The following is a 17,690-nucleotide window of genomic DNA, read 5'->3' as shown; positions in this document are numbered from 1 at the left end:
CTGCGACGCGGAAATCGCGCGCTGTTGACGCGCCCCCGCAGTGCCCGCTTCCCCCAAGGACAATTATCAGTGCAGGTCACAGACTTGTGCTCTGTTGGTGTGGTCGGGGATTCGGTAAAAGTCTACTCACTTAGTTTTGCGTGATGAATATTGTCCGCAACGAGACCCCAGCCGGGGTGATTCCATCGCAAATTCCGGTGACCGGGCAGCTAATTAGGCGCCGTATGGGTTGCGGTCGCGTTCTATGCGTTGGCGGATGTGGGCGTACTCGATAATCAGTAGCACCAGGAGTAGGGCCATGATGGCTAGGTAGCTCACCACAGCGCCCATCAGACCCAGCAGCTTAATCAAGATCACCGGCAGCACCACGCTTACGGCGAAGCAGATCAGGTAGATCTTGGTGACGTCTCCAGCGTGGCGTAGCACCGTGATGATGGCGTAGATAAAGTCGATGGCCGCGGTGACGCCGCCGGCGACGACCATCAGCAACGCCAGCGTACGGTAGCGCTCAAAGCTGAGGCCGTACATAAAGCTCATGAGGGGAATACCGGGACCTGCCATAAATGCGGCGCACACGCCGGTGATGGCCACGATCAGCGCCATAACGGCAACAATAATCAGGTCAAAGCGACGACGCTTGCGAGGATTAGCCCAAATGCTCGACAAGCGCAGGAGCTGCGGTTTGTAGACAAATCCGACGCTCAACAAAATAGCCTGCGCCGGAAAGAACAGGGCATTAAAGTACAGCTGATATTTGTATGCCAGCGTGCCTTCCATCACAAACTTGGGCATGCTCTCAATAAGGTTGAACAGGAACAGTGCACCAAAGAGCGGGGCGCACTGGACAAACAGGTGGCCGACCTCGCGCAGGCTCACGCGGCGCGATTTTTCGGTCTCGAGCAGGGCAAGCGGCGCGGTGACCAGCACGAGCGAGGCGATCGCGGCGATGCCCATGGCCATGGCCGCGATGGGCATGCTGCGCGTGAGGAACAGCGCCGCGCTAAAGACCGCGATGACGCCGACGGAGCGTAGCGTTTGGCTCATGCCGGCCAGGTAGAGCTTGTCGGCCTGCTGCAGGCGGCCTTCGTACACGTCGGCGACGCCGTCGATCACCTTGTAGAGGTAGACGCCCAGGCCGATCGTCGCCATCTGCGCGTCATAGCCGCGGGCGCTGCTGTACATGAGGCCGCAGCCTAGGGCGAGCGCTCCACAAAGCCAGCGGTTGAGCTGGTAGGAGGCAAAGGACGTCTTTTCGTCGATGTCTGAGACCTGGAAATTGCGCACGCCGTAGTTGCATGCGATCATGATGAGCGTGCCGGTGACGAAGGCGATGGAGAACTTACCGGCTTCCTCGGCGCCCACAAGCTGCGTGGACACAATGGTGAGCAGGGGAAACGCGAAGCCCCACACGGCGGTGCCCAGGGTATTCCAGAGATAGTCGCGACGGGTGGCGTGTTCCTCGTATTCGGCTTCCTGCGTGGAGAAGCCGCCGCCGTAGACAACGCCGAGCAGGCGGTTCCACCAGGCGTTGACCATGCGGTGGATGGGGTCGGGCTCGCGATCGCGTTCGCGCCGGCGACGGCGCGTGGCCTGGCTGCTGTTGGGGCCGCCGGCGTTGCGCTGGCTCAGCTCTTGGATGCGCGCGAGCTCTTCGGCCGTGTGGGAGGCGGGGAACAGGCCGTTCTCGATGCGTCCGCCCTGGGCCCTTGCGGTGCCGCTGCCCGCTACGGCGGGGTCGGCGACGCCATTGCGGCGGGCGATGGCGCGGCGAATGCTATCGAGGGGCGTGATGCTCAAAGCGGAGTCCTTTCTTTTGCTGCGCTTTAGTATAGACGCGACGGTGCTCGCTCGTGTTTTTGAACAGGTTGTTCGATAATTTCGGCGGCGCCATTCGGTAGTCGGCACTTAGGGACGTTCCTTATGTGCCGGCACTTTGGGAACGTCCCTAAGTGCCGGCATCCGGGGACATTCCTTGAATGTTGCCTGTTCAAGAGTGTCCCCAATGACTAGGCGTTTAAAAACGTCCCCAATGACTAGGCCGCTTGCCTGCGATTTTTGACCGTTGGGCGGGCTTGCCACCCTTGCCGCAAAAACGTTTTTGCATATCGGGTACAACGTGCTTTACGTGAGTAAAGTGCGCGCCGCGTCCATGTGTCGCGTTTTTAAAGGAGGCCCCATGCCTGGTGTTACCCCTGCAGAAGTTTTGTCCAACTTTGGTATTACGCTGGTCGAAGATCCCGCCGAGAATCAACCCCGTCTGCTGGTCGATCTACCCGCCGCGGAGCTCGTCGAGCACGCTATCCGCCGCGAAGAAGGCCGCATGGCATCCAACGGCGCGCTGGTGATTGAGACGGGGGAGCGCACCGGCCGTTCACCCAACGATCGCTTTATCGTTGACACCCCCGATGTTCACGACAAGATTGCCTGGGGCGCGGTCAACTGCCCGCTGTCCGTCGAGAGCTATGAGGCCATCAAGGCCGGCATCGTCGACTATCTCAACGAGCGCGACGTGTTCGTCACCCGCGGCATGGCAGGCGCCGACCGCAACCACACACGTCGACTGCTCGTTGCCTGCGAGCGTGCCAGCCAGGCACTCTTTATCAAGCAGATGCTCGCCCGACCGCTTGCCCGCGAAATCGCGCGCACCGGCGAGCCCGACTTCTGCGTGCTCGCAGCGCCCGGTTACCAGTGCGACCCCGCCATCAAGGGCCTCAACTCCAGCGCTGCGGTGGTCATCAACTTCCAGGAACGCGTGATTCTGGTCGCCGGCACCGGCTACTCCGGCGAGATTAAAAAGTCGATCTTCAGCGTCATGAATTACCTGCTGCCCGTCGAGGACGACGTGCTACCCATGCACTGCTCGGCCAGCATGGATCCCGTCACGCACGAGACCGCCGTGTTCTTTGGCCTTTCGGGCACGGGCAAGACCACGCTTTCGGCCAACCCCACGCGGCTGCTGATCGGCGACGACGAGCACGGTTGGTCCGACATGGGCATCTTCAACATCGAAGGTGGCTGCTACGCCAAATGCGAGGGCCTGGACGCGTTCCACGAGCCCGAGATCTTCAACGCTGTCCGCTTTGGCGCGATCTGCGAAAACGTGGTGCTCGACGAGAACCGCAAGCCCAACTACGACGACATCTCGATCACGCACAACACGCGCGTGGCATACCCTGTGGAGCACATTCCCAACGCGTGGACCAAGGGCATGGGCACCACTCCAAGCGTCGTGCTCTTCCTGACCTGCGATGCCTTTGGCGTGCTGCCGCCCATCTCGCGCCTGACGGCCGACGCCGCCATGTATCACTTTGTGACGGGCTTTACGGCCAAGATCCCCGGCACCGAGGTCGGCGTCACCGAGCCCACGCCCACGTTCTCTTCGCTGTTTGGCGAGCCGTTTATGCCGCTCGACCCCATGGTCTATGCCAAGATGCTCGGTGAGCGCATCGCCGACGGCCGCACGCGTGTGTACCTGGTCAACACCGGCTGGATCGGCGGCGGCTACGGCGTGGGTCATCGCATCGAGCTTGCCTACACGCGCGCCCTGGTGGCCCGCGCCCTCGACGGTACCATCGAGGACAGCGAGTTCGTGCACGACGACATCTTTAACGTCGACATTCCCACCACGTGCCACGGCGTACCCGACGGCATCCTGGTGCCGCGCCAGTATTGGCAGAGCACCGCTCGCTACGACGAGGCCGCGCACAACTTGGCCGTGATGTTCGAGGAGAACTTCGAGAAGAAGTACTCGCACCTGCCCGAGTCCGTCAAAGCCGCCGGCCCGCACGCCCAGGTGTCCGCCGAGGCCCGTCATCACGGCCGCGGCCTGCTGGGACTCCGCCACTAGCTTCGCCGTGAGTCCATATCCACCACAAAGGGGACAGGCACCTTTGTGGTGGTTTTGCTCGTGTGGATGACCCGGGTTACAATACGCCTGACATATCGTTCCCTTCTCCGGATGGGGACAGCGCAAGCGTTCTTGTGACGGCACCGTAGGACTTTGAAGGTGGCCGTTGTAAGGGCGCTTTTTGTTTAGGCGCCCTCACTCGGGCGCGCACAATGAAGGGAGAGCGTATGAAGAGCTTTATTGCCGAGGATTCATTCTGGGAGCTGTTTCCGCAGGCAGCGGTCGGTGTTGTGGTCGTGGAGGGCATGAAGCCCACGGCTCAGATTCCTCAAGAGGACGTGGATGCGATTGCGGCGTTGCTCGACCGCGCCAATATCGATGCGGAGCGTCATCTGACCAGCGACACTATCAGCGAGAACGCACCGGTCAGGGCATGGCGCGAGGCCTATCGTCTGTTCAAGACCAAGAAAGGCGCGCGCTGCTCGATCGAGAACTTGCTCAAACGCGTGCTCAAAGGCAAGCCGGTGGGCCACATTACGCCCGCGGTGGATATTTACAACACGGTGTCGCTGACCTACGCGCTGCCCGTGGGAGGCGAGGATCTGCATGCGATCGAGGGGGACCTTCGCCTGAAGGTGACCGACGGTGGCGATGCGTTCTTGCCGCTTGGCGAGGAGACGGACGATCCGACGCTGCCCGGCGAGCTCGCCTACATCGATGATGCGGGCGCTGTGTGCCGCTGCTGGAACTGGCGCGACGGCGTTCGCACGGCGCTGTCCGATGATTCGGCCGATGCGTTCCTAGCGATTGAGTGCGTGGAGCCCGAGCGGATGGGGGATTGCCAGGCTGCGATCGATCGCTTAGCCGAGCTGCTTGAGCGCTATCTGGGAGCGACGGTTGTCATTAAGACGCTTGTGACCCGCGACAATCCTTGCGTGGAGCTGTAGCGGCGCCTAGAACCTATTGATGCCCCAAACCACCACAAAGGTGCCTGTCCCCTTTGTGGTGGTTTTTATGTTGATGGGTTAACAAATGGGGTATTTGGGTACGGGTGTCGCCTTATGCGACTAAGATGTTTACCCGTTAGCATTATGCAAGCGAAAGGCGGTCGTCTCCCATGCAGCAGAGCGACGAGACACGTTTCGAGGACTTTGTCGGACTGATCAGCGGTCTCTACAAGGAGATCCAGCGCATTAAGACGTCTGAGGGCGCAAGGCTGGGCCTCAAGGGCTCCGACGTTATGTGCCTGTACTATCTTGAGCGCAGCAAGGACGGCCTGACTGGTGCCGACCTGGCTCGCATGGCAGGCGTGACCCGCGCCGCCGTCTCGCGTACGCTCGCGCATCTGGAGGAGGGCGGCTACGTCGAAGTCGATGATTCGGGCGATGCCGCCGTTAAGTATCGTGCTCCGGTTCGCCTGACCGCTCTGGGCGGCGAGAGCATGAGCGAGGCGGACCGCATCATTCGCGAGGTGCTCGATACCACCGGTAAGGCTATGGGTGTGGAGCAGCGCGAGCAGATGTATGCATCGCTGCGTACGATTCTCGACACCCTGCGCGAGATCTAAGGCCGCCAAGGCATTTGCTTCCCATTAACAACTGCATAGTCCCGTTTGAGCGCGTATACCGTGCCGGGGCATTGCTGTCAAAATTCCCCGCGCGAGCTCCGCGCAAGAAAGGATTTGTTATGTCCATTCGTATTATTACCGATTCCGCAAGCGATATGTCGCCGGCGGAGCACCCCGCTCTGCGTGTTTTGCCGCTGTCCGTCACCTTTGGCACCGATGTGTATATGGATGGCGTCGACATCGATCATCAGCGCTTTTACGAGATGCTCGTGGAGCGCGATGAGCTGCCCAAGACCGGCCAGGTCAACCCGTACGCGTTTTCGCAGGCGATTGCCGAGGCACGTGAGGCCGGCGACGAGGCAGTGATTATTACCGTGGGCGCCAAGCTTTCGGGCACCAATCAGAGTGCCCGTACCGCACTTGCCGAGGCGCCGGGCGGCGACGTGTTCGTGGTGGACAGCAATAACGTCACCCTGGGCGAGCGTGTCCTGGTCGAGTATGCGTTGCGCTTGGTGGACGAGGGCCGTAGTGCGGCCCAGATCGCGGCGGCCGTCGAGGCAGTCCGTGACCGCGTGGTGGTTATCGGTCTGCTTGAGACGCTGGAGTACTTGGTGCGCGGCGGTCGCCTGTCTGCTGCGGCCGGCGCTGTGGGCACGTTGCTCAACGTAAAGCCCGTTGTGGCCGCCGAGGACGGCCTGATCGTGCAGCTGGGCAAGGCGCGCGGTTCCAAGAACGGTCGTAACCTGCTCAACCAGAAGGTAGAAAAGGCGGGCGGCGTCGACTTTTCCATGCCGCTGGCGCTGGGCTATACAGGCCTTTCGGACGCCGTGCTCAAGAAATATATCGAGGACAGCGCGGCACTGTGGGCCGGTCACACCGAGGGCGAGCTGTCCATCCACACCATTGGCGCCACCATCGGCACCCACGTGGGCCCCGGCGCCGTAGCCGTAGCCTTCTTCCGCCCCGCCAACTAGCTTTCCGGTCAAAACCACCACAAAGGGGACAGGCACCTTTGTGGTGGTTTATGCTTTTCCGGGTGGAAGGGAGCGAGCAATGGCGTCTGAGGGCTTTTTTGAACGGGTGTACGAGGTGGTCGAGCAGATCCCCGAGGGGATGGTCGCCACGTATGGCCAGGTGGCGCTGCTTGCCGGTCGTCCACGAAGTGCGCGGTACGTGGGGTATGCCCTGCATAGTAATCCGCGCCCCGGCGAGATTCCCTGTCACCGCGTGGTGTTTGCCGACGGGCACATATGCGAGGGCTTCGCTTTTGGCGGTCCCGATGCTCAACGTGAGCTTTTGCTAGGGGAAGGTGTGGCGTTTAAGGACGACATGCACGTCGACTTGGCCGCCTGTCGCTGGCCTGCCGGGCTCTAGCGGTTCTTCCGTGGCGAAAACCACCACAAAGGCGCCTGTCCCCTTTGTGGTGGTTTTACACTGTAGGTTTACCAGAGCTAACTTATGGAGAAGGTGTGGCGGCGTACTTTGCCGTCAGAAAGTAAACCACGGTGAACTATATTGGTTTCAGCAAGGGAGCAGGCAATAGGCGATGAAAAGCCTGCCCTGTTGAGTTTGATTCGCATCCCTCCCCTCTGTGCGATTCAACGGTGTACTTCGGGAACAGGCCCGCTGGCAGCTAACTGCCGGCGGGCCTGTTCCCGTTTGTCGAGGGGGTGCGATGGACGGAGCCGAAGCGGTCCGGCTCCAAAAAAGGCGGACGCCGCAGCGCCCGCCCTAAAGCAATCGAAAGCTCAAGCCAGTAGATCGGTCTAGTACACCATGCCCATGGCGTCCTGAACCTCTGCCAGGGTCTGATCGGCGATCTCGTTGGCGCGACGGTTGCCCTCGTGCAGGACGTCCTTCACATAGTCCAGATCGTTCTCGTAGCGCTGGCGACGCTCGCGGATCGGTGCGAAGTACTCGTTGACGGCCTCGGTCACGTACTTCTTGAGCTGGCCGGAGCCGCCCATGCCGATCTCCTCGGCAATCTCGACCTCGGAGCGACCGGTGCAGATGGCGGCCGTCGAAAGCAAACCGGACACGCCGGGGCGGTTCTCGGGATCGAACGTGATCATGCGCTCGGAGTCGGTCTGGCTCTTTTTGATGCGCTTGGCCGTTTCCTCGGCGGTCATCGAGATGTTGATGGCGTTGCCGTAGCTCTTGCTCATCTTGCGGCCGTCCAGGCCGGGCAGCAGCGGGGTCTCGGACAGCAGCGCGTCGACCTCGGGGAACACCTTGCCGTAGCGGTTGTTAAAGCGGCGGGCGATGGTGCGGGTGAGCTCGATGTGCGGCAGCTGGTCACGACCGACGGGCACCACGTTGCCCTTGCAGAACAGGATGTCGCAGGCCTGGTGCACCGGGTAGGTGAGCAGAAGGCCGGTAAGCTCATGGCCCGAGGCCTCCATCTCGGCCTTGACGGTGGGGTTGCGCGCCAGCTCGGCCTCGGACACCAGCGACAGGAACGGCAGCATGAGCTGGTTGGCGGCGGGCACGGCGGAGTGCGCGTAGATCATGGTCTTGTCGGGATCGATACCGCAGGCAAGGTAGTCCATGACCATGTTGTACACGTTGTCCTGGATGTGCTCGGTCGTGTCGCGGTCAGTGATGACCTGGTAGTCGGCGATGAGCACGTTGGTCTTGGCGCCCATGTTCTGCAGCTCAACACGGCCCTTGAGGGTGCCGAAGTAGTGGCCCAGGTGCAGACGGCCGGTGGGGCGGTCGCCGGTGAGCATGGTGAACTTCTCGGGCGTCTTGGTCAGGCCCTCGCGAATGGCGTTGCTCTTTTGCAGCGCGACTTCGTAGCTGTTCTCGTTTGGCATGATTGCTCCTAACGTATGTTCATGGGTCAAGATGATAACGCGTTTATTGGAGGGGTGGTGCGTAAGTAGGCGAGGGGCGGGAGAGGGACGCGCGTGGTGCGGCATGTGCGATGGGTGCGGCGCGGCCGTGCTTGGCTAACGGTGCCTTGGCACATCCTCGGCAGCTTGCCCTAGAGCTTGTGGTGGCGCTCTTCTTTGCGCTCCTCGGCTGCCTGCTCCTCCTGCTTAAAGGCGGGGTCGTCGGGGGTGACCAGTTCGTCCTCGTGCGTGCGCTTGTTGTAATGGTGGCGCAGCACGGGTTCAAACAGGTGCAGGTGCTTGGCAAAGGCCGCCGAGCCAATGGCAAGCACGGTAAAGATGAGCACGCGCATGGGCACCTCGACCTGATTGATGGCGGCGGCGCCGGCCGAAAGCATAATGCACCAGGCATAGATGAGCAGCACAGCCTGTTTTTGGTTGTAGCCTTCTTGGATCAGGCGGTGGTGGATGTGGCCCTTGTCGGCCTGCCCGATGCTAATGTGGGCGCGCTTGCGGCGCACGATGGCGCTAAACGTGTCGATGATGGGCACGCCGGCAACGATGAGCGGGATGATAAGCGAGGTGAGTGCGGCGGTGCGGCTCACGTTGAGCAGCGAGATGGAGCCCAGCGCAAAGCCCAGCAGCAGCGACCCCGAGTCGCCCAAGAAGATGCTTGCGGGGTTGAAGTTGTAGTGCAAAAAGGCCAGACAGGCGCCAAAGAGCGCAATGGAGAGCGCGGCGGCGTCGATGCGGCCCGAGAGAACAGCCATCGAGAACATGGTGAACGATGCGATGCCGCAGATGCCCGTGGCCAAGCCGTCGAGGCCGTCGATGAGGTTAATGATGTTGGTGAATGCCACCAGATAGATCACGGTAATGGGGTAGGCGAGCCATCCGAGCATGATCTCGCCGGGAGCAAACGGGTTGACGATGACGCCGATCCGCAGGCCGCCCATGCAGGCGATAAGCGCGGCGAGGACCTGTCCGGCCAGTTTTTGCTTGGGCGTGAGCTGGAAGACGTCGTCGATAGCGCCGGTCGCAAAGATAACGGTAAAAGAAAGCGCAAGTATGGGGTAGCTGATGTGAAGACGGGGGTGGGGCACCAAAACGGGCGGCCAACCCAGGTACCAGGTGCCTAGGATTTGCACAGTGCAGGCGACGACCAGGCCCAAAAACACCGCCGTTCCGCCCAAACGCGGGATGGGCTTGGTGTTGATGCGGCGCTTAGAAGGATAGTCGACGGCGTCGAGCTTGATTGCCAGGCGCTTGACCAGGGGTACCGTGAGGAAGGTCGTGATAAAGGCCGCCGCTGCCACGCATAGGTACGGTATGTAGCTCGGGGATGAAGCCATGAATCTAAAAACCGCCAAGCGTCGAAGGAAAAGGTCAGAAGAACGCCATGCGCAAAGGGCATAGCCGAACCATGATACTCGACCAAGGGGGGTGCATGGAATTGCACGCAGCGATAATCACGCGCTTACCAGATATTGGGATGTTGTCGATGGCTTGTCGGGATGCCGGCGTGGATCCATATGGACTGTAATGGCAATTTTCGGCAAAAGAAAACCACCCCCCACGTTACGAAAATGAACCCACCTAAAACAGGTGGGTGCCCTCATCGACTGTTCCAGCGTCCTTAACAACGAAGGATACCTGTACTAGGTACGACTGTGTGGGCTCCCTAAATAAACGCGACGGTTCACCCAGTTGCTCCGCGGGGGGCGGAATACCTACATCATAAAGCGGCACTTTATCGATTCCAGTCTTGACATTACAAAAATCGTGTCGGACGATTACGGCGCCTTAGGGACGGAGCCGTCTACCCGGTCTGGCCCTTTACGTTTGAGCTGCTGAATCGTTGTTTTGGAGCATGTTTTTATGCCGACGTCGTTGACCGAACTTTTTTCGCCCGCCTGCCATTTGTGTCCGCGCCGTTGCGGTGCGGCGCGCGATGAGGGCGCGCACGGCGTCTGCGGTGCTAACGACACGCTCAGGGTGGCCCGCGCCGCGCTTCATATGTGGGAGGAGCCGCCTATCTCGGGCGAGGCCGGTTCGGGCACGATCTTCTTTAGCGGTTGCTCGCTTAAATGTATCTACTGCCAGAACCACGAGATCTCGACCGGCAATTTTGGCCTTGAGATTTCGTCTGAGCGCCTGGTCGAGATTATGCTGGAACTGCAGGACCAGGGTGCCAACAACATCAATTTGGTGACGGCGACGCACTATGCGCATCTGTTGCCTGCCGCGATTGCCGCGGCACGGATGCGCGGGCTGGTCATCCCGATCGTCTACAACACGAGTGGTTACGAGCGTGCGAGTGCCGTGGCGGCGCTGGGCGACCTGGTCGATGTGTGGCTCACCGACTTTAAATATGCCGATGCCGGGCTTGCGCAGTCGCTCTCTCATATAAAGGAGTACCCACGTGTGGCCGTGTCAGGCCTGGCTCAGATGGCGCGCGAGATCGAGCGCCGCGGGGGAGAGCTGGTGGATGAGGGCGGGCTCATGAAGCGCGGCATGATTGTGCGCCATCTGGTACTGCCGGGACATGCAGACGATTCGTGTCGCGTGCTGGACCTGGTGTGGCAGACGGTGGGCGACGTGCCGATCTCGGTCATGAACCAATACACGCCCAATGCCCTCATGCGCGAGCAGGGTGGCGATCTGGCGCGCGCCGTGACGCGCGAGGAGTACGAGCGGGTGCTCGACCATGCCGACGACCTGGGTTTTACGACGATGTTCTGGCAAGAGGGCGGCGCGGTAGACGAGAGCTTCACCCCGGCCTTCGACACCACCGGTGTTCTTACCAGCGCAAAGTAGTGCGTTCGTCGATGATTTTTCTGGGACGGGGATAAAAAATCATCGAGAGGATCGCCTGTTCGAAAAGTTGCCAAAATAGCCGCGCCCCAAAAAGACTGGTTATTGGGCGTTGACAGTTGGCGAGCCGTAGGTAAAATATCGACTTGTCCTGGGGACGTAGCTCAGTTGGGAGAGCGCTGCCGTCGCATGGCAGAGGCCGAGGGTTCGACTCCCTTCGTCTCCACCCTTGGATTTGATAAGCCGCTGACATTGTGTCGGCGGCTTTTTTTAAAAGAAAGGGCTATACCATGGCCGAGCTTGAGTCCCAACCATTGTCCGACGAGGAGCGCGCCGAGTTGGAAGAGCTCCGCGCTGAGAAGGCCCGCCGCGAGGCTCGGGAAGAGGCCCGTCGCGAGCGTGAGGAGCTGGCTGCCCTGCGCGCCGAGCGTGCGAAGGCCGAGGAGGTCGCCTCGAACGCCGCATCCGAGCGCAAGCCCGCACCCGCACCCAAGCCCGCTGCTGCGAAGCCTGTACCCGCCGCGCCCAAACCTCAGCCTAAAAAGGCCGCTCGTCCCAAGTCCGTCGAGCCCAAGCCGAGCCGTGACGAGATGACCTTTGCCCAGCGCATGGTTACCTCCAAGGAACCTACGGGCGAGAACGAGATCCCTGGCATGGCGCCGGCTCAAAAAATCATCATTGTCCTTGCCCTCATCGCGTTTGTCATCTTTATGGGCTACACGATCCTGACCAGCATGGGCCTGCTCTAACCTATTTGCATCGGGCGTTATGTCCGCATCCTCTGCTCTCGTCTAACCCTCAAATTCTGTACCACACATCCGAAAGGTCGCCCCATGGCTTTGACCGACATCTCGCATCCCACCGACATTGCAATGCTCACCGATCTGTACGAGCTCACTATGGCCCAGGGCCTGTGGGAGAGCGGCAAGGCCAATGAGCAGGGTTGTTTTACCGCGTTTTACCGCGACCATCCCTTTGGCAGCGCCTATGCCGTCATGTGCGGCACCGCCGAGCTGCCCGAGCTGGTCGAGAACCTGCGCTTTACGCCCGAGGATATCGACTACCTCGCATCGCTTGAGGCCCCGGCCGGCGGCGCGATGTTTAAGTCCGCATTCCTCGACTATCTGCGCGATTTTCGTGCGCATGTAAACATCGACGCCGTGCCCGAGGGCGAGCTCGTCTTTCCGCGCGAGCCCATGGTGCGCGTCACCGGCCCCGCGCTGGAGTGCCAGCTGCTCGAGACGGCGCTGCTCAACATCGTCGGGTTCCAGACGCTTGTCGCCACCAAGACGGCGCGCGTGGTGCTCGCCGCTGACGGTCGCCCCGTGGCGGAGTTTGGCCTGCGCCGTGCCCAGGGCCCCGATGGCGGCCTAGCTGTTGCGCGCGCGAGCTACGTTGCCGGCTGCTCCTCTACGTCCAATGTGCTCGCCGGCCGCCGCTACGGTATTCCCGTCTTTGGCACGCATGCGCACAGCTGGGTGATGAGCTTCGATTCCGAGCTCGAGGCCTTCCGCGCCTTTGCCAAGTCGAGCCCCAAGAACTGCACGCTGCTCATCGACACCTATGACGTGCGCGAGGGCTGCGAGCATGCCATTACGGTTGCCAAGGAGATGGAGGCGGTGGGCGAGCGCCTGTCGGCTATTCGCATCGACTCCGGCGACCTTGCCAAGCTCTCCAAGTATGTTCGCGGCCGTTTTGATGCCGAGGGCCTGCCCTATGTGGGTATCTCGGTGTCCAACGACCTGGACGAGTACACGATTCAGTCGCTGCTCGACCAGGGCGCGCCCATCGATAGCTTTGGCGTGGGTACCAAGCTCGCGACCTGCTACGACCAGCCGGCGCTGGGCGGCGTGTACAAGCTTTCCGCCCGCCGTGCGAGCGAGGCCGACCCGTGGACGCCGGTGGTCAAGCTCTCCGAGCAGCCCTATAAGCGCACGATCCCGGGCGTACAGCGCGTGCGCCGTTATTACGACGGCTTTGGCGGCCCGGTCTGCGACATGATCTACGACGAGGACCATCTGGCGGGGGAGGGCGCCGCGCGCGGCAATACCCTCGTGGCCGTGAATGATGCCGCCCTGGTGACCGACGTGTCCGAACTTGAGTATCGTGAGCTGTTGGTGCCGATCGTGCGCGACGGCAGTGCGGTGGCTCCGCGTGAGAGCATCCAGGACGCGCGCGAGCGCTGTGTTTGGGCGCTCGATCATCTGGATGCGGCTTTCAAGCGCTTCCTGTATCCGCAGACCTACGTGGTGGGTATGGAACAGGGCCTGGCCCAGGTGCGCGACGAGCTCGTGCGCAAGAATATGGCCGCGGCCTCGGCTTTCCCCTGGGCAAAATGATTCCTTGGGCGGTAGGGGCGAGTCACGCTCCCTTGGCCGCCAGCTCGGCCGTTCGCTGAACAGTTGATTGGTTTGACGTATGACGACTTCTTATAAAACGATGGTGGTAAAGATCGGTTCGTCCACGGTGGTGGGCGCCGATGGCAAGGTCAACCGCGCCTTTATCGGCGGACTTGCCGATCAAGCCGCAGCGCTGCGCAAGCTCGGCTGGCGTCTGGTCGTGGTGAGCTCGGGCGCTATTGCCTGTGGCTATCCCGTGTTGGGCTTCGACCGCAAGCCGGTCGGCGACCTTCCGAGCCTGCAGGCCTGCGCCTCGGCTGGTCAGTGCATCATCTCGTCGGCCTACGACGAGGAGTTCCATGCGCGCGACCTGCTCACCTCGCTCGTGCTGCTCACGCGTCACGACACGGCGCGTCGCACGTCCTACCTGCACGCGCGCGACGCCCTGCTGCGTCTGGTGGAGCTGGGCGTGGTGCCGGTCGTCAACGAGAACGACACCGTTACCGTCGACGAGATCAAGTTTGGCGACAACGACACACTGGCGGCGCTCGTGAGCTGCCTGGTATCTGCCGATCTGTGCGTGACGCTCTCGGACATCGATGGTCTCTATACTGCCAATCCGCATGAGGACCCCACGGCCGAGTTTGTTCCTGTCGTGCATAAGATCGATGCCAAGATTATTGCCTCGGCGGGCGATTCTTCCACATCGGTGGGCACGGGCGGCATGATTACCAAGATCCGCGCGAGTCGCATCCTGATGACGGCGGGCATTCAGAGCGTGATTTGCTCGGGCGAGGAGCCCGATGCGCTCGTGCGCCTCGCCCGCGGCGAGAGCGTGGGCACGCTGTTCGATCCGCCGGCGGAGCGTCTGGACATCGCGCCCCGCAAGCTGTGGATCGCGCTGGGCGACAAGGCACATGGGTCGGTGACGGTTGATGATGGTGCTGCGAAGGCGCTGGTTAGCCGTGGCTCTTCCTTGCTTGCGGTGGGTATTCGCGAGGTCGATGGCCAGTTTGCCGAGGGCGATGTGCTCGATGTGTGCGATCCGAGCGGTATGGTCGTCGCCCGCGGTATCGCCGAGGCCGATTCGGACGTGCTGGAACTTGCTGCCGGTCGCCGCCAGGACCAGATCGCCAGCAACCGCCTGCTCGCTAACCTGGCCGAGAAGCCGGCGATACACAGGGATAATTTAATCGTCTTCGCATAACCAATTGACGCTGCAAACGCCCCTAAGCGGCAATCTGACGTTCAATCGTCGGGCATGACCAAAAGGTCAATGCCCTCCTCTTTCACGTCACCTTGCTCGCTTAGGGGCGTTTTCGCTTTCCGTTCTCTACCTGCGGCATTGTCGTTGCCGGCACTTGTTCGGCACTTGGGGACGTTCCTTTTGTGCCGGCAGGTGGGGACACTCCTTTGCTAGAAGATCTGGCGCAGGTCTCCTCGGTTGAGGGCTTCGTTGAAGAGGTGCTTGAACACCACGCTGCCGTGCAGGCCATCGTGCTCGAACTCGTTAGTCACCCAGGCATGCGAGTTGCCCACGCGGCTGAGCGTATCGAGCTGCAAGCCCGAATCGACGTACATGTCGTCGAAATACACCGCGGCCTGGAGCGGCACCTCGTTGCACGCCAGTCGCTGCGGGTCGTAGATCTTGTCCCAGCTGGTGTCTTCCATCAGCAGGTCCATGGCGGGTTTGAAGGGCTTGAGCTCGGGCATCTGCTCGAACATCCACGGGAACATTGCCTCGCCGGTAAACATGAGCGGGCGCGCGAGGGTGTCGAACTCGGCGCGGTGTGCCTTCTCTTCGGCCGCGGCCCAACCAATGGGCATAGTGTCGCCGTCGGCGTAGATGAACTCCTGCAGTGTCCAGTACAGCGGGTTTGTACGCGTGTTGGTGCGCTCGAAGGCGCGCATCAAAAAGCTGTCAGATACCGAGGCGCCGCAGGCCAGCGTGCCGTCGCCGTCGGCAAAAGCGTGATCGACAATCCAATGCATGCGCTCAAAGCTCGGCTTCATACCAAAGTCGCTGCCCATGAGCTGTAGGCGCTCGACCGTCATCGGTGAGCCGTCGGGCAGCACGGGCTTCTGGGCCTCGAGCGCATCGGCCAGTGCCGCCACGCGCTCGACGTCGGCGGGGTAGCGGTCGTAATACTGCTGAGTCTTGGCCGCCATGCGCGGGAAGGTGTGCGCGTAGACCTCGCTTGCGCTCGCTGGCACATGTGGAATGCCGCCGCAGGTAAAGCTCGCCGCCACGCCTTCGGGGAAGAGCGACAGATAGCTCAACGTCAAAAAGCCGCCGTAGCTCTGCCCGAGTGTGACCCAGGGCTTGCCGCCAAAGCCCACCAGGCGCAGGTACTCAAAATCGCGCACGATGGAGCTGGCGAGGTGGCGCTTGAGGAAGTCAGCCTGCGAGCGTGCGGCATCGGAGCCGGCCGCCGTCGCGCGCTCGCCCAGTGCGGCAATCGTGCGCCCGTCCACGCAGCAACTGCGTCCGGTGCCGCGCTGGTCGGGAAGGACCACGCGGAAGTGCTTGACGGCCTCCTCGATCCAGCCGTCGCTTGTGGGCGACAGCGGACGCGGGCTCTCGCCGCCGGGGCCGCCCTGCAAAAACAGGAGCAGCGGCAGATCGTCGTTGATGCGGTCGGGCGCGCAAACCACGCGGTAGAAGAGCTTGATGCTCTCGGGCGCGCCGGCGATTGGTGCCGGCATGGCGCCGCGGCGCATGGTGCTGCCGACGGCCAGGAGCATCGGCTCCAGGCCGCGCCAGTCAAGGGGGACGTCGATGCTGTGGTCCTCGACGTAAAGGCCGGGGGCGTGGTACGAAGTGATGAGGGCCATGTGAGTCTTCCGTTCGTTGCGGTGTTTCGGGTTGACCAATTCTACCGCCGCGGGCGAGGCCATGCGCAAATCGGCTACCATGGTTGCAAACTTCTAGGAGAAAGGGCCGCCCATGTCGGTCGATATAGCCACGTATGTCCACGATCTTGCCGTTGCCGCCAAGGCAGCGTCGGCCTCGCTTGCCACGGCGAGCGATGAGCAGCGTCAGGAGGCCGTGCGCGCCATGGCCGCAGCACTGCGCAACGGTGTCGACTCCATCGTTGCCGCTAACGAGCTCGATATGTCCGCCGCGCGCGATGCGGGTACCTCGGCGGGGCTCCTCGATCGCCTGCTGCTGACGCCTGAGCGCGTCGAGGGCATGGCCGCCGGTTTGGAGAAGCTCGCCGAGCTGCCCGATCCCGTCGGCCGCGTGCTCGACCACCGCGTGCTTGCGAGCGGTGTGGACCTGACCCGCGTGAGCGTGCCGTTGGGTCTGGTTGCCATGGTCTACGAGGCGCGCCCCAATGTGACGGCCGACGCCGCGGGCATCTGCATCCGCACCGGCAACGCCTGCATTCTGCGCGGCGGCTCGCTGGCCTATCACTCGTGTGCCATGATCGCCGAGCTGCTGGCCGATGCGCTCGAGGCCAAGGGCTTCCCGCGCGAGGCCGTCTCGATGATCGAGTCCACCGACCGCGAGGCCACCGGCGAGCTCATGAAGCTCCGCGGTATTGTCGACGTACTCATTCCGCGCGGAGGTGCAGGCCTGATCCAGCGCTGCGTGCGCGAGTCGCTTGTGCCGGTGATCGAGACGGGCACGGGCAACTGCCACATCTACGTGCATGAATCCGCCGACTTTGATAAGGCGCTCAACATTATCGTTAATGCCAAGACCCAGCGCGTAGGCGTGTGCAATGCCGCCGAGTCGCTGCTGGTCGACCGTGCTGTGGCCGATGCGTTTTTGCCCGCGGTCGTGACCGTGCTGCATGACCACGGCGTGCTCATTCACGGCGACGAGGCAACCTGCGCCGCATGCGCCGATGCCGGGCTTGCCGAGGGTGATGACTACGTTGCCGCGACTGAGGAGGACTGGGGTCGCGAGTATCTGGCGCTCGAGATGAGCGTGAAGGTCGTGGCGAGCGAGGACGAGGCCATCGCACACATCAACCGCTACGGCACGATGCACTCCGAGGCCATCGTTGCCGAGGACACGGATGCTTGCGAGCGCTTCCTGGATGCGGTCGATGCCTCGGCCGTGTACGCCAACGCCAGCACGCGCTTCACAGACGGCGGCGAGTTTGGCCTGGGCGCCGAGATCGGCATCTCGACCCAAAAGCTCCACGCCCGTGGCCCCTTTGCCGCCGAGGCCCTCACCACCTACAAATACAAGCTCCGCGGCACCGGCCAGGTCCGCCCCTAAACCCCTCGTAAACGAAAACCGCCACAAAGGTGCCTGTCCCCTTTGTGGCGGTTTT

General features: G+C 62.1%; 14 protein-coding genes and 1 tRNA gene. 11 read left to right on the top strand and 4 right to left on the bottom strand.

The window, feature by feature from the left end; all coding sequences use genetic code 11:
• Window positions 1–213: 213 nt before the first annotated feature.
• Window positions 214–1,797: a lipopolysaccharide biosynthesis protein gene (locus ABHR63_RS03300; RefSeq protein WP_334203735.1), complete on the bottom strand. Its 1,584-nt coding sequence runs from the start codon at window positions 1,795–1,797 to the stop codon at window positions 214–216.
• 379 nt (window positions 1,798–2,176) lie between these two features.
• Between ABHR63_RS03300 and pckA the strand changes: the two genes are divergently transcribed.
• The 5 genes from pckA to ABHR63_RS03275 all read left to right on the top strand — a co-directional run bounded on the left by pckA (window position 2,177) and on the right by ABHR63_RS03275 (window position 6,788).
• Window positions 2,177–3,847, top strand: a complete 1,671-nt coding sequence (gene pckA / locus ABHR63_RS03295; RefSeq protein WP_346964832.1) for a phosphoenolpyruvate carboxykinase (ATP) — start codon at window positions 2,177–2,179, stop codon at window positions 3,845–3,847.
• Window positions 3,848–4,074: 227 nt separating this feature from the next.
• Window positions 4,075–4,794 (top strand): B3/B4 domain-containing protein, encoded by a 720-nt coding sequence (locus ABHR63_RS03290; protein WP_161115862.1) that lies wholly within the window; start codon window positions 4,075–4,077, stop codon window positions 4,792–4,794.
• 170 nt (window positions 4,795–4,964) lie between these two features.
• Entirely contained in the window at window positions 4,965–5,414 is a 450-nt protein-coding gene (locus ABHR63_RS03285) for a MarR family winged helix-turn-helix transcriptional regulator (RefSeq protein WP_055310682.1), read from the top strand.
• Between the two features lie 119 nt (window positions 5,415–5,533).
• The gene (locus tag ABHR63_RS03280; protein ID WP_227789858.1) at window positions 5,534–6,388 is read left to right on the top strand and encodes a DegV family protein; all 855 of its coding nucleotides are present in this window, start codon (window positions 5,534–5,536) and stop codon (window positions 6,386–6,388) included.
• 79 nt (window positions 6,389–6,467) lie between these two features.
• Window positions 6,468–6,788: an MGMT family protein gene (locus ABHR63_RS03275; RefSeq protein WP_035137247.1), complete on the top strand. Its 321-nt coding sequence runs from the start codon at window positions 6,468–6,470 to the stop codon at window positions 6,786–6,788.
• Between the two features lie 392 nt (window positions 6,789–7,180).
• On the opposite strand, the gene trpS is transcribed toward ABHR63_RS03275, so the two are convergent.
• Window positions 7,181–8,230, bottom strand: coding sequence for a tryptophan--tRNA ligase (gene trpS, locus ABHR63_RS03270; RefSeq protein ID WP_035137246.1), 1,050 nt, complete (start codon window positions 8,228–8,230; stop codon window positions 7,181–7,183).
• A gap of 170 nt (window positions 8,231–8,400) precedes the next feature.
• Complete coding sequence (locus ABHR63_RS03265) at window positions 8,401–9,600, bottom strand: MraY family glycosyltransferase (RefSeq protein ID WP_346964833.1); 1,200 nt, start codon at window positions 9,598–9,600, stop codon at window positions 8,401–8,403.
• 526 nt (window positions 9,601–10,126) lie between these two features.
• Here ABHR63_RS03265 and ABHR63_RS03260 point away from each other — a divergent pair.
• The 5 genes from ABHR63_RS03260 to proB all read left to right on the top strand — a co-directional run bounded on the left by ABHR63_RS03260 (window position 10,127) and on the right by proB (window position 14,608).
• Window positions 10,127–11,065 carry a radical SAM protein gene (locus tag ABHR63_RS03260; protein ID WP_346964834.1) on the top strand — a complete coding sequence of 313 codons (939 nt, stop codon included), beginning with the start codon at window positions 10,127–10,129 and terminating at the stop codon, window positions 11,063–11,065.
• 150 nt (window positions 11,066–11,215) lie between these two features.
• Window positions 11,216–11,288: transfer RNA gene (locus tag ABHR63_RS03255), tRNA-Ala, on the top strand.
• 64 nt (window positions 11,289–11,352) lie between these two features.
• Entirely contained in the window at window positions 11,353–11,811 is a 459-nt protein-coding gene (locus ABHR63_RS03250; RefSeq protein ID WP_035137239.1) for a hypothetical protein, read from the top strand.
• A gap of 84 nt (window positions 11,812–11,895) precedes the next feature.
• Window positions 11,896–13,401: a nicotinate phosphoribosyltransferase gene (locus ABHR63_RS03245; protein ID WP_035137238.1), complete on the top strand. Its 1,506-nt coding sequence runs from the start codon at window positions 11,896–11,898 to the stop codon at window positions 13,399–13,401.
• A gap of 79 nt (window positions 13,402–13,480) precedes the next feature.
• Window positions 13,481–14,608, top strand: coding sequence for a glutamate 5-kinase (proB, locus tag ABHR63_RS03240; protein ID WP_035137237.1), 1,128 nt, complete (start codon window positions 13,481–13,483; stop codon window positions 14,606–14,608).
• 209 nt (window positions 14,609–14,817) lie between these two features.
• Here the strand turns inward: proB and ABHR63_RS03235 are convergent, their stop codons facing one another.
• Window positions 14,818–16,236 (bottom strand): alpha/beta fold hydrolase, encoded by a 1,419-nt coding sequence (locus ABHR63_RS03235; protein WP_346964835.1) that lies wholly within the window; start codon window positions 16,234–16,236, stop codon window positions 14,818–14,820.
• Between the two features lie 112 nt (window positions 16,237–16,348).
• On the opposite strand from ABHR63_RS03235, the gene ABHR63_RS03230 reads away from it, so the two are divergent.
• Window positions 16,349–17,635 carry a glutamate-5-semialdehyde dehydrogenase gene (locus tag ABHR63_RS03230; protein WP_260699416.1) on the top strand — a complete coding sequence of 429 codons (1,287 nt, stop codon included), beginning with the start codon at window positions 16,349–16,351 and terminating at the stop codon, window positions 17,633–17,635.
• The last annotated feature ends 55 nt before the right edge of the window (window positions 17,636–17,690 follow it).

The organism is Collinsella aerofaciens, from assembly GCF_039752775.1.
GTDB lineage: Bacteria > Actinomycetota > Coriobacteriia > Coriobacteriales > Coriobacteriaceae > Collinsella > Collinsella aerofaciens_R.
Note: the sequence above shows the minus strand (reverse complement) of the source record. Positions and strands in the feature narration are given on the sequence as shown.

What these genes read in the sequence shown, in the direction of transcription:
- pckA (WP_346964832.1), top strand. Translation starts at nt 2,177, where the DNA reads ATGCCTGGTGTTACCCCTGCAGAAGTTTTGTCCAACTTTGGTATTACG.
- ABHR63_RS03290 (WP_161115862.1), top strand. Translation starts at nt 4,075, where the DNA reads ATGAAGAGCTTTATTGCCGAGGATTCATTCTGGGAGCTGTTTCCGCAG.
- ABHR63_RS03285 (WP_055310682.1), top strand. Translation starts at nt 4,965, where the DNA reads ATGCAGCAGAGCGACGAGACACGTTTCGAGGACTTTGTCGGACTGATC.
- ABHR63_RS03280 (WP_227789858.1), top strand. Translation starts at nt 5,534, where the DNA reads ATGTCCATTCGTATTATTACCGATTCCGCAAGCGATATGTCGCCGGCG.
- ABHR63_RS03275 (WP_035137247.1), top strand. Translation starts at nt 6,468, where the DNA reads ATGGCGTCTGAGGGCTTTTTTGAACGGGTGTACGAGGTGGTCGAGCAG.
- trpS (WP_035137246.1), bottom strand. Translation starts at nt 8,230, where the DNA reads ATGCCAAACGAGAACAGCTACGAAGTCGCGCTGCAAAAGAGCAACGCC.
- ABHR63_RS03265 (WP_346964833.1), bottom strand. Translation starts at nt 9,600, where the DNA reads ATGGCTTCATCCCCGAGCTACATACCGTACCTATGCGTGGCAGCGGCG.
- ABHR63_RS03260 (WP_346964834.1), top strand. Translation starts at nt 10,127, where the DNA reads ATGCCGACGTCGTTGACCGAACTTTTTTCGCCCGCCTGCCATTTGTGT.
- ABHR63_RS03250 (WP_035137239.1), top strand. Translation starts at nt 11,353, where the DNA reads ATGGCCGAGCTTGAGTCCCAACCATTGTCCGACGAGGAGCGCGCCGAG.
- ABHR63_RS03245 (WP_035137238.1), top strand. Translation starts at nt 11,896, where the DNA reads ATGGCTTTGACCGACATCTCGCATCCCACCGACATTGCAATGCTCACC.
- proB (WP_035137237.1), top strand. Translation starts at nt 13,481, where the DNA reads ATGACGACTTCTTATAAAACGATGGTGGTAAAGATCGGTTCGTCCACG.
- ABHR63_RS03235 (WP_346964835.1), bottom strand. Translation starts at nt 16,236, where the DNA reads ATGGCCCTCATCACTTCGTACCACGCCCCCGGCCTTTACGTCGAGGAC.
- ABHR63_RS03230 (WP_260699416.1), top strand. Translation starts at nt 16,349, where the DNA reads ATGTCGGTCGATATAGCCACGTATGTCCACGATCTTGCCGTTGCCGCC.